This is a genomic window from Falsiroseomonas sp., from assembly GCF_051859025.1.
Taxonomy (GTDB): domain Bacteria; phylum Pseudomonadota; class Alphaproteobacteria; order Acetobacterales; family Acetobacteraceae; genus Falsiroseomonas.
In genome coordinates this window covers 26,703-39,334 of sequence record NZ_JBHYGL010000013.1, presented here as the reverse complement: position 1 = coordinate 39,334, position 12,632 = coordinate 26,703, and the positions used below count along the sequence as shown (strand labels likewise).

Genomic DNA, 12,632 nt, shown 5'->3' with positions numbered 1-12,632 from the left:
TCCATGAATACCGGTGACGGCCGCCTGGTCGTGACGCTGCTGGGTTCCGGCACGCCCAACCCCAATCCGCGCCGCTTCGGCCCGGCGACGCTGGTGCAGGCGGGCGGGCTCGACCTGCTGTTCGATGCGGGGCGGGGCTGCCCGATCCGCCTGGCGCAATGCGGCGTGCCGCTGGGCCGCGTGGCCGCGGTGTTCCTCACGCATTTCCACTCCGACCATGTGAACGGGTTGGCCGATGTGTGGATGAGTTCCTACATCCCGCCGGCCTGGGGCGGGCGGCGCCGCGCGCTGCGCCTGTTCGGCCCGCCCGGCACGGCGCGCATGGCGCACCATCTGCGGGAAGCCTTCGCCGACGACATCCGCATCCGCATGGCGGATGAGGCGGTGCCGGAGGAGGCGACGCGGATCGCGGCGATCGATTTTCCCGCCTCGGGCGGCGTGGTGTTCGAGGAATCGGGCGTGCGCGTCACGGCCTTCGAGGTCGATCACGGCCAGCATATCCGGCCCGCCGTCGGCTTCAGGATCGACCATGAAGGGCGGTCCGTGCTGCTGTCCGGCGACACGAAGCCGCATCCGAATGTGCGCCTGCACGGTGCGGGGGTGGACCTGCTGGTGCATGAGGTCTGCGCCCTGCCCGCCGCGCTGGCCGGGCGGCCGGTGCAGCAGGCGATCGCGGACCATCACACATCACCGGCGGAAGCCGGCGCGATCTTCGCCGCCACGCGGCCAAGGCTCGCCGCCTACACCCACATCGTGCAGATCGCGGCGCCCGGTGTGCCGCCCGTGACGCTGGAGGCGATCGAGGTGGAGACGCGCACCGCCTATGATGGGCCCCTGGTCTTCGGCGAGGATTTGATGCGCTTCACCATCACCGCGGATGGCGTGGCGGTGGACCAGGTGGCGTAGGATCCGCCCCTACAGCACCTTCCCGGATTCGGGATCGATCAGGTGCATGTGGTTGAGGTCCACGGCGAATTGCATGGGGCGGCCGGGCTCCGCCGGCGTCGTGGGGTCGATGCGGCAGCAGACCTCGGCGCCTTGCAGCCAGAGATGCACCAGGGTCTCCATGCCCATGGGCTCGATCACCTCGGGCGTCAGTTCGAAGACGGCGATGTTGTCGCGGTCGAGGTTCTTCACCTCGGTCAGGTGTTCGGGGCGGATGCCGAACAGCATGTCGCGGCCGGCGGCGCCCTGGTAGCGGGCGGTGCGGGATTCCGGGACGGGGACGGTGATGCCGTTGGGGAGCGTCACGCGGAGCGCGCCCGATGCGTTCTCCACCCGCGCGGGGATGAAGTTCATCGCGGGGCTGCCGATGAAGCCGGCGACGAAGCGCGTCTTCGGGTGGTGATACAGCTCCTGCGGGGGCCCGACCTGTTCGATGATGCCGTGGTTCATGACGACGACGCGATCCGCCAGCGTCATCGCCTCCACCTGGTCATGGGTGACGTAGACGGTGGTGGTCTTGACGGTCTGGTGGACCTTCTTGATCTCGGTCCGCATCTGCACGCGCAGCTTGGCGTCGAGGTTGGAGAGCGGTTCGTCGAACAGGAAGACCTTCGGGTCGCGCACGATGGCGCGGCCCATGGCGACGCGCTGGCGCTGGCCGCCCGACAGCGCCTTCGGCTTGCGGTCCAGCAGCGGCGTGATGTCGAGGATGCGGGCGGCGTTGTTGACGCGCTTCGCGATCTCCTCCTTCGGGAATTTACGGAGCGTCAGGCCGAAGGCCATGTTCTCGTAGACCGACATGTGCGGGTACAGCGCGTAGTTCTGGAACACCATGGCGATGTCGCGGTCGCGGGGCGGGATGTCGTTGACGACGGTGCCGCCGATGGCGATCTCGCCGCCCGTGATCTCCTCCAGCCCCGCGATCATGCGCAGCGTGGTGGATTTGCCGCAGCCCGACGGGCCGACGAGGACGACGAATTCATGGTCGGCGATCTCCAGGTCGATGCCCTTCACCGCCTGCACGCCGCCGTCATAGGCCTTCACGACCTTGCGGATGGAAACCTGTGCCATCGTAAGTCCTCTTTCAGAGCCGGCCGATTCACGCCTTCGCGCCATGCGGCGCTACGGCGATCGGACGGCGTCAACCCTTTGTCGCGCCGGCGGTGAGGCCGGCGATGTAGTAATCCATCAGGAACGCATAGACGATCACCGGCGGCAGCGCCGCCAGCAGCGCGCCCGCCATGATCTGCCCCCAGGCGAAGGTATCCGCCCGCACGAGCTGGGAGACGACGCCGATGGTGAGTGGCATCTCATCCGGCGTGGTCACGAAGGCGGTCGGATAGACGAAGGCGGCCCAGCTGACGGTGAAGGCGAAGATGGTCGCCGCGATGATGCCGGGCATCGCCACGGGGATGAAGATCTTCAGCAGCATCTGCGACCAGCTTGCGCCATCGATCAGCGCGGCCTCGTCCAGTTCCTTCGGGATGGAGGCGAAGTAGCCGATCATGATCCAGGTGCAGAAGGGCACGGTGAGCGTCGGGTACACCACCACCAGGCCCCAGGAGGAGTTGAGCAGCCCCAATCCGCCGACGATCTGGTAGAGCGGGATGAAGAGCAGCGTCTCCGGGATCAGGTAGGTGAGGAACACGCCGGTGGCGAGCGCCTGGCTGCCCCAGAAGCGCATCCGGGCGAGTGCGAAGGCGGCGAGGGTGGAGATCACCATGGTGATCGCCACCACCATCACCGTGATCTTCGCGCTGTTCCAGAAGAACATCAGGAAGGTCGGATTGGTGAGGATCGCCGTGTAGTTCTCCAGCGTCGGGTTGCGGACCAGCCAGGGATTGCCCTGCAGGTTGGCGACCTCCGCACTCGTCTTCAGGCTGGTGATGAACATGTAGACGGGTGGCGCCAGGAAGATGATGGCGGCGAAGATGAGGGAGATGTAGGCGACCCAGAGCGCCCAGCGGCGCTCCGAGGACAGGCTGCCGGCCTTGGCGTAGATGCCGGGAAGATCGCGCGTGGCACCGGATGTGGTCATCTCACGATTCATCCTTGTTCCGGCGCGTCACGCCGCGCAGCACGAAATAGGCGAAGATCGCCAGCAGCGGGAACATGAAGAGGGAGACGGCGGCGCCGCGCGGCACGTTGCCGGACAGGATGCCGACCTGGAAGGCGTAGGTGGCGAAGACATGCGTCAGGTCCCGCGGCCCGCCATTCGTGAGCACCCGGACGATGTCGTAATTCGCGAAGGTGACGATGAGGCTGAAGAGGATGGTGATGCTGATGATGTTGCGCATCATCGGCAGGGTCACGTAGCGCAGGCGCTGGAAACCCGTCGCGCCATCGATGGCGGCGGCCTCATACAGCTGTTCCGGCACGGATTTCAGCGCGGCCAGGTACATGATCATGAAGAAGGGCGCGCCGTACCAGACATTGACGATGATGACGGAGGTGCGCGCCCACCAGGGCTCCCCCAGCCACGGCACCGACGGCACGGCGAAGACGTTCAGCAGGTAGTTGATGGAGGAATAGCTGGGGTCGAACATCCACCACCAGCCCAGCGTGGAGAGCGCCGGCGGGATGACCCAGGGCACCAGCAGCATGCCGCGCCATTTGCGCTGACCCTTGCTGGGGATGTCGTGCAGCATATGGGCCAGCCAGAAGCCGATCGCCGCCTTCAGGAAGACGGCGGAGACGGCGAAGATGCAGGACTGCGCGATCACCATCCAGAAGGTGTCGGTATCCAGCAGGATGGCGAACTGCTCCAGCCCGATGAACTCGGTCATGCGCCGGTTCAGGGTGGAGAGGTACATCGCATAGCCCGCGGGATAGACGACAAGGCCGCCGATGACCGCGATCAGCGGCAGCGTCATCAGGAAGGCGATGGTCGAACGCCGTCGCGTGAAGCGCTGGAGGGAGGTGACACCCTCCGTGCGCCCTGCCCTCATGGTCGTGCCGCTGGCCGACATGCCGATGATCCCCTGTCCCGCGGTGGATATGCAAAGGGCGGGGTGCCCTGCGGCCCCCGCCCCTGCCCTGCCGGCGTCAGCCGCGCGCGAAGTTGCGCAACTCGCGCTCCGCCCAGGTCAGCGCCTGGTCGATCGTCTCACCGCCCTGCGCCACGCGGGCGACGAGCTTGGTGTTGATCGCCTGGTTGTAGGCCTGGACGGCGATCTCCGCCGGGGCCGGGGCGAAGGCGATGCTCTGCTGCGCCTGGTGGTGGGGCTTCAGCGGGTAGTTGTAGACCACGCCGGTGGGCGGGCCTTCGGTGCGCCAGATGTCGAAGTTGGACATGGTGCCGAAGGGCGGGATGTCGTAGCCGCTGCTGGTGGTGGTCTGCCGGTCCGCGCTGGTGCGGTCGGACAGGAATTCCAGCAGGCCCTTGGCCGGGCCCTTGTTCCGGCTGAAGGACCAGATGCCCCAGAAATACGGCAGGTAGGGCGTGAAGCGGCCCGCCGGGCCCGCCGGCATCGGGAAGGTCCAGCACTTCTCCGCCACCGCCGGCGCGTCGCGCTTCGCCACCGCCCAGGTGGAGGGCGGGTTGAAGATCAGCGCGGAACGCCCGCTGATCAGCGCGCGGTTGTTGCTGGCATCGTCCCAGGCCCAGACATCGTTCGGCAGGAAGCGCGCCAGGCGCACCAGGTATTCGAGGCCCGCGCGCACGCCGGGGTCGCGGCGCACCGTGACCTGGCCGTTCTCATCGATGAACTTGGCGTTGTGGCTGCGGAAGAAGGCGCCGACCCAGTCCACCGCATCGGTGAAGCTGCCCATCGGCAGGCCGAAATGGACGCCGGCGGCGGCGCATTTCTCGGCCGCCGTCAGGAAGGTGGCCCAGTTCCACTGGTCCACGCCGGGGCCCACGCGGTCCTCCGCCGGATACATGGCGCGGACATCGAGGCCGGCATGCTGCTGCAGCAGGTCGAAGCGCGCCAGCGACGGCTTGTGCTGGGAGCCCGAGACAGCGGGGATGGCGCGCCAGGCGCCCTCGCGCTTGGCCAGGTATTCGGCCGTCGGGTTGATGGGGCCGTATTTGGCGATCAGGCGGCCGACGATGTCGTCCACGGGTTCCAGCAGCCGCGCATGGGCCGATGGCTCCCAGGTCGGGAAGCTCAGGATGTCATGGCCGCTGCGGGCCTGGGCCTGGGCGGCGATGGTCAGCAGGTTCTGGTTGCCGACGGAGGTGATGAAATCCACCTGCACGTCGACGCGGTTGTTGCGGCCCCATTCCGCGCAAAGCTCGCGCATGATGCCGTTGCCGGCCGGGACCCAATGGTCCCAGAAGCCACAGCGCAGCGTCGTCGTCGCCTGCGCGTGCACCGCGGGTGCGGTGAGTGTCGTGCCGCCGGCGACTATGGCGGCGCCGGCACCGGCGCGCAGCATGTCGCGCCGGGTGAACCCCTGGTCCATACGTTCCTCCTGCCCTGATGCGGCCGGTGAACCCGGCCTGCCTGGTTGCGGCGTGAAGGTTACGCACCGCCCGCCGCGGGCCGCAAGCCCGCTTGGCTGTGACGCGCGCGCGATGTCGCGCGGCGCGGCGGGACCGAGCCCGGCGCGCGCGCCGCTACAGCGCGAAGCCGACGCTGCCGGTGGCCTCCACCTCATAGCCGCCGAGGCGCGCGGCGCGGTCCCGGAAGGCCGCGCCGCGGGCGAAATCCATCAGCCGCTGGAGCGGCGGGTCGAACCAGTCCCGTGGACGGGCGACCAGGTCGACGCGTTCCCGCACCAGGGGGATGAAATGCAGGCCGCGGAGCAGCGCCTCCGCCCGGATGCCGAAGCCGGCGGCGGCGCGGCCTTCCGCCACCGCGGCGGCGACCTCGTCCTCGGTCGCGGAGGGGGCGGGGAGGAATGTCAGGGCATCGAGGCGCAGCCCCGCCTCGCTCAGCAGGTGGACCAGCAGCAAATGGCTGCCGGCGCGGGCCTGGCGGCCGGCGACGGTGATGCCGGGGCCGGCGAGGTCGGCGATGGTGGTGAGGCCGCCGGGGTTGCCGGGGGGCAGGATGAGGCCCTGTTCGCGCCAGGCCCAGACGAGGCCGACGACGGAATCGCCCGGGACCTCGGCACGGGTCGCGGTTTCGTTGAAGCCACCGGTATCGGGGTCCGGGACATGCACGGCGGCGGCGCAGGCCTCATGCCGCGCCAACGCCATCAGCCCGTCGAGGCTCCCGCCCGCCCGCTGCGCCAGGCCGCAGCCGGATTGGCGGACGGCCCAGTCCAGCAGCGGGTCATGGCTGCCGGCCAGGATGGGGGGCGGGGTGATGCGGTGGTCCGGCGCCTCCGCCTGGCGACCCAGCCAGAGGCCCAGCGCGGTACGGGGGAACAGCCATTTGCCGCCGATCTGCGCCGCGGGAAGGCGGCGCTGGCGGGCGAGGTCGTAGAGCGCGCGTTCCGACAGGCGCAGCCAGGCGGCGGCTTCCTTGAGGGTCATGATCTCGGGCGGGCTCGGCATTGGCAGATTCCGGCAGATAGCGGCAGGTGGTGTTGCGCTATCGTAGCGTCCAGCGATGGACGCCGCCAGATGCCGGCCTTAACTCCCCGTCATGCAGGATATCGGCTCCGCCTTCTCGCTCGCCCTCGGGCTGATCCTGTCGGGCGATGACGGGCTGGCGCGGATCGTCGGGCTGTCGCTGCGCGTCTCCCTGACCGCGGTCGCGATCGCGGCGCTGGTGGGGCTGCCGCTGGGGGCGCTGCTGGCAGTGGCGCGCTTCCCGGGGCGGCAGGGGCTGGTGGTGGCGCTGAACGCGCTGATGGGGCTGCCGCCGGTGGTGGCGGGGCTGCTGATCTACCTGGCCTTGTCGCGCAGCGGGCCCTTCGGGTCGCTCGGCCTGCTGTTCACGCCGACGGCCATGGTGATCGCCCAGGCCGTGCTGATCGCGCCGATCCTGGCGGCGCTGAGCCGGCAGGTGCTGGAATCGATGTGGGACGAATACGCCGAGCAGCTGCGCAGCTTCGGCGCGGGCAGTTGGCGCGCGGTGCCGACGCTGCTGTGGGACGGCCGCTTCCTGCTGCTGACCGTGCTGCTGGCGGGCTTCGGCCGGGCGAGTGCCGAGGTCGGCGCCGTCATGGTGGTGGGCGGCAATATCGAGGGTTTCACGCGGGTGATGACCACCGCCATCGCGCTCGAGACCTCGAAGGGCGACCTGCCGCTGGCGCTGGCGCTCGGCGTGGTGCTGATGGCGATCGTGCTGGGGGTGAACGCGCTGGCGCAGGGGCTGCGCGACCTGGCGGCGAGGCGCGGCGCATGATCCTGCCGATGGTGGCGGAAGGGCTGCGCTTTTCGGCCGGCGGCGTGGAGATCATCCGCGGCATCGACCTGGAACTGCGGGCGGGCGGGCCGACGCTGGTGGTGGGGCCGAATGGCGCGGGGAAATCCGTGCTGCTGCGGCTGCTGCACGGGCTGCTGGCGCCGGGCGCGGGGGTGGTGCGCTGGGCGGCGGGGGATGCGCGGAAGCGGCAGGCGATGGTGTTCCAGCGGCCGGTGATGCTGCGGCGATCGGTGCTGGCCAATGCGGAATATCCCCTGAAGCTCGCGGGGCTCGATCGCGCGCGGGCGATGGCGGCGCTGGAACGCGTGGGCCTGGCGGGGTTGGCGGCGCGGCCGGCGCGGAAACTCTCCGGCGGGGAACAGCAGCGGCTGGCGCTGGCGCGGGCCTGGGCGATGGGGCCGGAGGTGCTGTTCCTGGACGAGCCGACCGCGAGCCTCGACCCCGCGGCGACTCGCCAGGTGGAGGCGATCATCGCCGCCATCGCCGAACAGGGGACGAAGGTCGTGATGACGACGCATGACCTCGGCCAGGCCCGGCGCCTGGCGGAGGAGGTGGTGCTGCTGGTGGCGGGCCGGGTGAATGCGGCCGCGTCGGCGACGGAGTTCTTCGAGCGGCCGCCGACCGGGGAGGCCGCGGCCTTCCTGCGCGGCGACCTGCTGTGGTGAAGCAAGGGAGAAGACGCATGTTTCGACGGTTGTTCCTCGGCCTCGGCCTCACGCTCGCCGCCGCGCTGCCGGTGACGGTGGCCGCGCAGACGCAGTCCATCACGGTGTCGTCCACGACATCGACCGAGCAATCCGGCCTGTTCGGCCACATCCTGCCGATCTTCACCCAGGCCACGGGGATCGGCGTGCGGGTGGTGGCACTCGGCACCGGCCAGGCGCTGGATGTGGGGCGGCGGGGCGATGCGGATGTCGTCTTCGTGCATGACCGGGACGCGGAGGAACGCTTCGTGGCGGAAGGCCATGGAGGGCCGCGCCGCCCGGTGATGTTCAACGACTTCGTCATCATCGGGCCGGCCGGCGACCCCGCGCGGGTGAACGGGCTGCGCGACAGTGTGGAGGCGCTGCGGCGCATCGCGGCGGCGCGGGCACCCTTCATCAGCCGCGGCGACCGCAGCGGCACCCATGCGGCGGAATTGCGCCTGTGGCAGCAGGCGGGGATCGATGTCGCGACCGGCCGCGGTGCCTGGTACCGGGAAGTGGGCCAGGGGATGGGGCCGGCGCTGAACACGGCGGCCGCGCAGAACGCCTATATCCTGGCCGATCGCGGCACCTGGCTCGCCTTCCGGAACCGCCAGGATCTGCGGATCGTGACGGAGGGCGATGAGCGGCTGTTCAACCAGTATGGCGTCATGCTGGTGAACCCGCAGCGGCACGCGCATGTGAAGGCGGAAGCCGGGCAGCGCTTCATCGACTGGCTGGTCTCGCCGGCCGGGCAGGAAGCGATCGCGGGCTACAAGATCAACGGGGAGCAGCTGTTCTTCCCCAACGCCAACCGGCCCGGGGCATGAGGGGGGCGCTTGAGATGCGCTGGCTGTTGGCGGCGCTTTTCCTGATGGGCGGCACGGCGCAGGCGCAGGAGGTGCGGCTGCACGCGGCGGGTTCGTTGCGCGCGGCGCTGACGGAGGTGGCCACCGCCTTCCAGGCCGCCGGTGGCGGCACGGTGCGCACCAGCTTCGGGCCGTCGGGCCTGCTGCGGGAGAGGATCGCGGGGGGCGAGGCCACGGATGTCTTCGCCGCGGCCAACATGACGCATCCGCTGGCGCTGGCGCGGGCCCGTGGGCGGGACGTGGTGCTGTTCGCGCGCAACCGGCTTTGCGCGCTGGTCGGGCGCGGCGTGGATGTGGAGAGCGAGACGCTGCTGGACCGGATGCTCGACCCCGCCGTGAAGCTCGGCACCTCCACGCCGCGCGCCGATCCCGCCGGCGACTACGCCTTCGCTGCCTTCGCGCGGGCGGAGGCGCTGCGGCCCGGCGCGCAAGCGGCGCTGGAGGCAAAGGCGCTGACCCTGACGGGAGGTGCGGCCAGCGCCGCGCCGCCGGCCGGGATCGATGGCTATGCCTGGCATGTGGCGGAAGGCCGCGCCGACATCTTCCTGACCTACTGCACCAACGCCGCCATCGCGGTGCGCCAGGTGCCGGGCGGGCGGATCGTCGCGCTGCCGGAGGCGTTGTCCGTCGCTGCGGATTACGGCCTGGCCGTGCTAGGTGATGGGCCGGCGGCCTCCCGGCTTGGCCTGTTCATCCTGTCCCCCGCCGGGCAGGCGGTTCTGGCGCGGCTGGGGTTCGAGGCGCCGACCCAGCCGCGGGAGCCGCTTCCCTGATGATCCGCCGCCGCCCCCTCCTCGCCGCGCCCTTCCTGCTGGCCGCGCCCCCCGTGGCGGCGCGGGAGGTGGCGGATGCGACGGGGCGGCGCGTGACCGTGCCGGGGCGCATCACGCGCGTCTTCCCGGCGGGGCCGCCGGCGGCGATCCTGCTCTACACGCTGGCGCCGGAGCTGCTGGCGGGATGGCCGGCGCGGCCGCCCCGGCCGCATGAGGCCGCCTTCATGGACCCCACCGCGGCGGCGCTGCCCGAAGTGGGCCGCCTGACCGGCCGGGACAACACGGCCAATCTGGAAGCCGTGCTGGCCGCCAGGCCCGACCTGGTGCTGGACTACGGATCGGTGGCGCCGGTCTTCGTGCAGCTGGCGGAACGCGTGCAGGCGCAGACCGGCCTGCCCACGCTGCTGCTGGACGGGTCGCTGGCGAAGATCCCCGAGACCTATGAGCTGCTGGGCGTGATGCTGGACCGCCGCCCCGATGCCGCGCGCCGCGCCGCGGCCGCCAGCCAGATCATCGCGGAGGCGCGCGACGCCAGCGCGCTGCTGGCGCAGCGGGGCCGGCCGCGCGTGTTCTATGCCCGCGGGCCGCGCGGGCAGGAGACCGCGCTGCGCGGGTCCATCAATGCCGAGATCATCGAATTCGCGGGGGCGGAGAATGTCGCGGTCGGCCCGCCCGGCGCGCGGGGCCTGGCGCAGGTGAGTGTCGAGCAGGTGCTGGCCTGGGACCCGGACTACGTGATGTCCCTCGACCCCGCCTTCATCGCCATGGCGCGGCAGGACCCGCTGTGGCGGAGCCTGCGGGCCGTGCGGCAGGGGCGGCTGGTGCAGGTGCCGAACACGCCCTTCGGCTGGGTGGATTTCCCGCCCGCGGTGAATCGGCTGCTGGGTCTCGTCTGGCTGCCCATCCTGTTCGGCCTGGCCCCCACTGATGGGCTGGAGGATCACGTCGCCGAATTCCACCGGCTGTTCTACCACCGGGACCCCGACCGGGCGCTGCTGAAGGGGTTGCTGGCGCCGGCGATGGGGCGGGGATGAGGGGATGGCTGGACGGGTTGTGGTGGGCGGCAGACCCCCACCCCGACCCTCCCCCGCAAGCGCGGGGGAGGGAGTCCGGGCGCGCCGTTGCCCCCTCCCCCGCGCTTGCGGGGGAGGGTTGGGGTGGGGGTGATGGGCGCCCGGCGTGAGAGCCGGTCTTGCCTGGGGCGTGGCGCTGGCCACCCTGGTCGCCGCCGTGCTCGGCGCGCTGTCCGTGGGGCGCTTCCCGATCTCGGCCACGGAGTTCTGGCTGCTGGTGACGGGGCGGGGCGATGCCGTGAATCCCGCCGCGGCGGCGGTGTTCTGGAACATCCGCGGGCCGCGCGTGCTGTCCGCCATGCTGGTCGGCGCGGCGCTGGCGGGGGCGGGGGCGGCGTTCCAGGCGATGTTCCGCAACCCGCTCGCCTCGCCGGATCTGCTGGGGGTTTCGGCTGGGGCCTCGCTTGGCGCCGTGGCGGGCATCTTCCTCGGGCTGCCGATCGCGGGGGTGCAGGGGGCGGCCTTCGCGGGGGGGATCGCCGCGGTGGCGGGGGTGGGGGCGCTGGCGCGGGCCGTCAGGGATGAGGGCGGCGATCCGCTGCTGGTGCTGGTGCTGGCGGGGGTGGCGCTGGGGGCGCTCGTGGGGGCCGTCATCTCCCTCCTGAAGGTCTTTGCCGATCCCTACAACCAGTTGCCGGCCATCACCTTCTGGCTGCTGGGGACGCTGTCCGGCGTGAATGCGGGGGACCTGATGGCGGCGGCGCCCCCTGCCCTGCTCGGGCTGCTGGTGCTGGTGCTGCTGCGCTGGCGGATCAACCTGCTCACACTCGGGGAGGATGAGGCACGGGCGCTGGGCGTGCCGACGGCCAGGCTGCGCGCGGCGGCCATCGCGGGGGCGACGCTGGCGACCGCCGCCGTCACCGCGCTGGCCGGGGCGGTGGGGTGGATCGGGCTGGTGGTGCCGCATGCCGCGCGGCTGCTGGGCGGGCCGGAGACGGCGCGGCTGATCCCGTTGTCCATGGCACTCGGCGCGGCCTTCCTGCTCGGCGTCGATACGCTGGCGCGCGGGGCGGCGCGGACGGAGGTGCCGCTCGGCATCCTGACCGCCGCGCTGGGCACGCCGCTGTTCCTGTACCTCCTCGCGCGCAGGCGGGCGGCATGAGCCTGCTGGCATGCGAGGGGCTGTCCATCGGGCATGGCAGGCGGGTGGTGGCTTCCGGCATCGGCTTCGCGCTGGAAGCGGGCACCGTGACGGTGCTGCTGGGGCCGAATGGCGGGGGCAAGACCACGCTGCTGCGCACGCTGCTGGGCCTGATCCCGCCGCTGGCGGGGCGGGTGACGGTGTCGGGCGAGGATCTGCGCGGGATGGCGCGGCAGGCGGTGGCGCGCAGGCTGGCCTATGTGCCGCAGGCGGCGCCGGGGGGCTTCGCCTATCGGGTGCTGGATGTCGTCGCGATGGGGCGCGCGGCGCATCTGCCCTTCTTCGCCCAACCCGGCGCGAAGGATTTCGACGCGGCACGGGCGGCGCTGGCGCGGCTGGGCATGGAAGGATTCGCCGAGCGGCGCGTGACGGAGCTTTCGGGCGGCGAGCGGCAGAAGGTGCTGATCGCCCGCGCGCTGGCGCAGGAAGCGGCCGTGGTGGTGATGGATGAGCCGGCGGCGAGCCTCGATTTCGGGAACCAGGCGCTGCTGCTGCGGGAAGCGCGGCGCCTGGCGGCGGAGGGGCACGCGGTGCTGATGACGACGCATCATCCGGACCATGCCTTCCTGGTGGCGGACCGGGTGGCGCTGCTGCATGGCGGCGGGCTGGAGGGGCCGGGGGAGCCGGCGGCGATGGTGACGGCGGAGCGACTGGCGGCGGTCTATGGGGTGGCGGCGGTGGTGGGGCGGCTGGGAGACAGGATGGTCTGCGCGCCGGTGCTGGGCGCCTGAGATTCGGGGGGAACGCTGTTCCCCCCGACCCCCATGCCAAGGGCCCCCTCCTTGAAGATTTGGGGGCCCTTGGAACCCACGCCATTGACGATGGTCCAGGGGGGTCTCCCCCCCAATTGTTGAAAAAGGGGGGCCGGTGGGGTGTGGGGAGGGC

At 71.3% G+C, this 12,632-nt stretch carries 13 protein-coding genes; 8 read left to right on the top strand and 5 right to left on the bottom strand.

The annotated features are described in order from the left end of the window. Nucleotides 1-3 precede the first annotated feature (3 nt). Nucleotides 4-906, top strand: a complete 903-nt coding sequence (locus tag ACTIE5_RS14650; RefSeq protein ID WP_439550438.1) for an MBL fold metallo-hydrolase — start codon at nucleotides 4-6, stop codon at nucleotides 904-906. A 9-nt stretch (nucleotides 907-915) separates the two neighbouring features. Here ACTIE5_RS14650 and ACTIE5_RS14645 read toward each other — a convergent pair whose 3' ends face one another. From ACTIE5_RS14645 to ACTIE5_RS14625, 5 genes are all read right to left on the bottom strand, one after another. After that, entirely contained in the window at nucleotides 916-2,016 is a 1,101-nt protein-coding gene (locus ACTIE5_RS14645) for an ABC transporter ATP-binding protein (protein WP_439550437.1), read from the bottom strand. A gap of 70 nt (nucleotides 2,017-2,086) precedes the next feature. After that, entirely contained in the window at nucleotides 2,087-2,983 is an 897-nt protein-coding gene (locus ACTIE5_RS14640) for a carbohydrate ABC transporter permease (RefSeq protein ID WP_439550436.1), read from the bottom strand. A gap of 1 nt (nucleotide 2,984) precedes the next feature. After that, nucleotides 2,985-3,914 carry a carbohydrate ABC transporter permease gene (locus tag ACTIE5_RS14635; RefSeq protein ID WP_439550435.1) on the bottom strand — a complete coding sequence of 310 codons (930 nt, stop codon included), beginning with the start codon at nucleotides 3,912-3,914 and terminating at the stop codon, nucleotides 2,985-2,987. 76 nt (nucleotides 3,915-3,990) lie between these two features. Beyond that, nucleotides 3,991-5,352, bottom strand: coding sequence for an ABC transporter substrate-binding protein (locus tag ACTIE5_RS14630; protein ID WP_439550434.1), 1,362 nt, complete (start codon nucleotides 5,350-5,352; stop codon nucleotides 3,991-3,993). A gap of 154 nt (nucleotides 5,353-5,506) precedes the next feature. Continuing rightward, the gene (locus ACTIE5_RS14625) at nucleotides 5,507-6,391 is read right to left on the bottom strand and encodes a substrate-binding domain-containing protein (RefSeq protein WP_439550433.1); all 885 of its coding nucleotides are present in this window, start codon (nucleotides 6,389-6,391) and stop codon (nucleotides 5,507-5,509) included. Between the two features lie 91 nt (nucleotides 6,392-6,482). Between ACTIE5_RS14625 and ACTIE5_RS14620 the strand changes: the two genes are divergently transcribed. The 7 genes from ACTIE5_RS14620 to ACTIE5_RS14590 all read left to right on the top strand — a co-directional run bounded on the left by ACTIE5_RS14620 (nucleotide 6,483) and on the right by ACTIE5_RS14590 (nucleotide 12,478). Further along, entirely contained in the window at nucleotides 6,483-7,187 is a 705-nt protein-coding gene (locus ACTIE5_RS14620) for an ABC transporter permease (RefSeq protein ID WP_439550432.1), read from the top strand. Then, nucleotides 7,184-7,873, top strand: a complete 690-nt coding sequence (locus tag ACTIE5_RS14615) for an ATP-binding cassette domain-containing protein (protein WP_439550431.1) — start codon at nucleotides 7,184-7,186, stop codon at nucleotides 7,871-7,873. Before ACTIE5_RS14620 ends, ACTIE5_RS14615 begins: the two co-directional genes overlap by 4 nt. Before the next feature lie 17 nt (nucleotides 7,874-7,890). Continuing rightward, the gene (locus ACTIE5_RS14610) at nucleotides 7,891-8,721 is read left to right on the top strand and encodes a substrate-binding domain-containing protein (protein ID WP_439550430.1); all 831 of its coding nucleotides are present in this window, start codon (nucleotides 7,891-7,893) and stop codon (nucleotides 8,719-8,721) included. A gap of 14 nt (nucleotides 8,722-8,735) precedes the next feature. Further along, a complete protein-coding gene (locus tag ACTIE5_RS14605) occupies nucleotides 8,736-9,533 on the top strand; it encodes a molybdate ABC transporter substrate-binding protein (protein WP_439550429.1) in 798 nt (265 codons plus the stop codon). After that, on the top strand, nucleotides 9,533-10,567 hold the full coding sequence (locus tag ACTIE5_RS14600) for an ABC transporter substrate-binding protein (RefSeq protein WP_439550428.1): 1,035 nt from the start codon (nucleotides 9,533-9,535) through the stop codon (nucleotides 10,565-10,567). The genes ACTIE5_RS14605 and ACTIE5_RS14600 overlap by 1 nt, the downstream gene beginning before the upstream one ends. Before the next feature lie 145 nt (nucleotides 10,568-10,712). Further along, complete coding sequence (locus ACTIE5_RS14595) at nucleotides 10,713-11,708, top strand: FecCD family ABC transporter permease (protein ID WP_439550427.1); 996 nt, start codon at nucleotides 10,713-10,715, stop codon at nucleotides 11,706-11,708. Further along, a complete protein-coding gene (locus ACTIE5_RS14590) occupies nucleotides 11,705-12,478 on the top strand; it encodes an ABC transporter ATP-binding protein (RefSeq protein WP_439550426.1) in 774 nt (257 codons plus the stop codon). Before ACTIE5_RS14595 ends, ACTIE5_RS14590 begins: the two co-directional genes overlap by 4 nt. The last annotated feature ends 154 nt before the right edge of the window (nucleotides 12,479-12,632 follow it).

Coding starts and splice junctions, on each gene's coding strand:
- ACTIE5_RS14650 (WP_439550438.1), top strand. CDS start 4: ATGAATACCGGTGACGGCCGCCTGGTCGTGACGCTGCTGGGTTCCGGC.
- ACTIE5_RS14615 (WP_439550431.1), top strand. CDS start 7,184: ATGATCCTGCCGATGGTGGCGGAAGGGCTGCGCTTTTCGGCCGGCGGC.
- ACTIE5_RS14640 (WP_439550436.1), bottom strand. CDS start 2,983: ATGACCACATCCGGTGCCACGCGCGATCTTCCCGGCATCTACGCCAAG.
- ACTIE5_RS14600 (WP_439550428.1), top strand. CDS start 9,533: ATGATCCGCCGCCGCCCCCTCCTCGCCGCGCCCTTCCTGCTGGCCGCG.
- ACTIE5_RS14610 (WP_439550430.1), top strand. CDS start 7,891: ATGTTTCGACGGTTGTTCCTCGGCCTCGGCCTCACGCTCGCCGCCGCG.
- ACTIE5_RS14630 (WP_439550434.1), bottom strand. CDS start 5,352: ATGGACCAGGGGTTCACCCGGCGCGACATGCTGCGCGCCGGTGCCGGC.
- ACTIE5_RS14605 (WP_439550429.1), top strand. CDS start 8,736: ATGCGCTGGCTGTTGGCGGCGCTTTTCCTGATGGGCGGCACGGCGCAG.
- ACTIE5_RS14645 (WP_439550437.1), bottom strand. CDS start 2,016: ATGGCACAGGTTTCCATCCGCAAGGTCGTGAAGGCCTATGACGGCGGC.
- ACTIE5_RS14635 (WP_439550435.1), bottom strand. CDS start 3,914: ATGTCGGCCAGCGGCACGACCATGAGGGCAGGGCGCACGGAGGGTGTC.
- ACTIE5_RS14620 (WP_439550432.1), top strand. CDS start 6,483: ATGCAGGATATCGGCTCCGCCTTCTCGCTCGCCCTCGGGCTGATCCTG.
- ACTIE5_RS14590 (WP_439550426.1), top strand. CDS start 11,705: ATGAGCCTGCTGGCATGCGAGGGGCTGTCCATCGGGCATGGCAGGCGG.
- ACTIE5_RS14625 (WP_439550433.1), bottom strand. CDS start 6,391: ATGCCGAGCCCGCCCGAGATCATGACCCTCAAGGAAGCCGCCGCCTGG.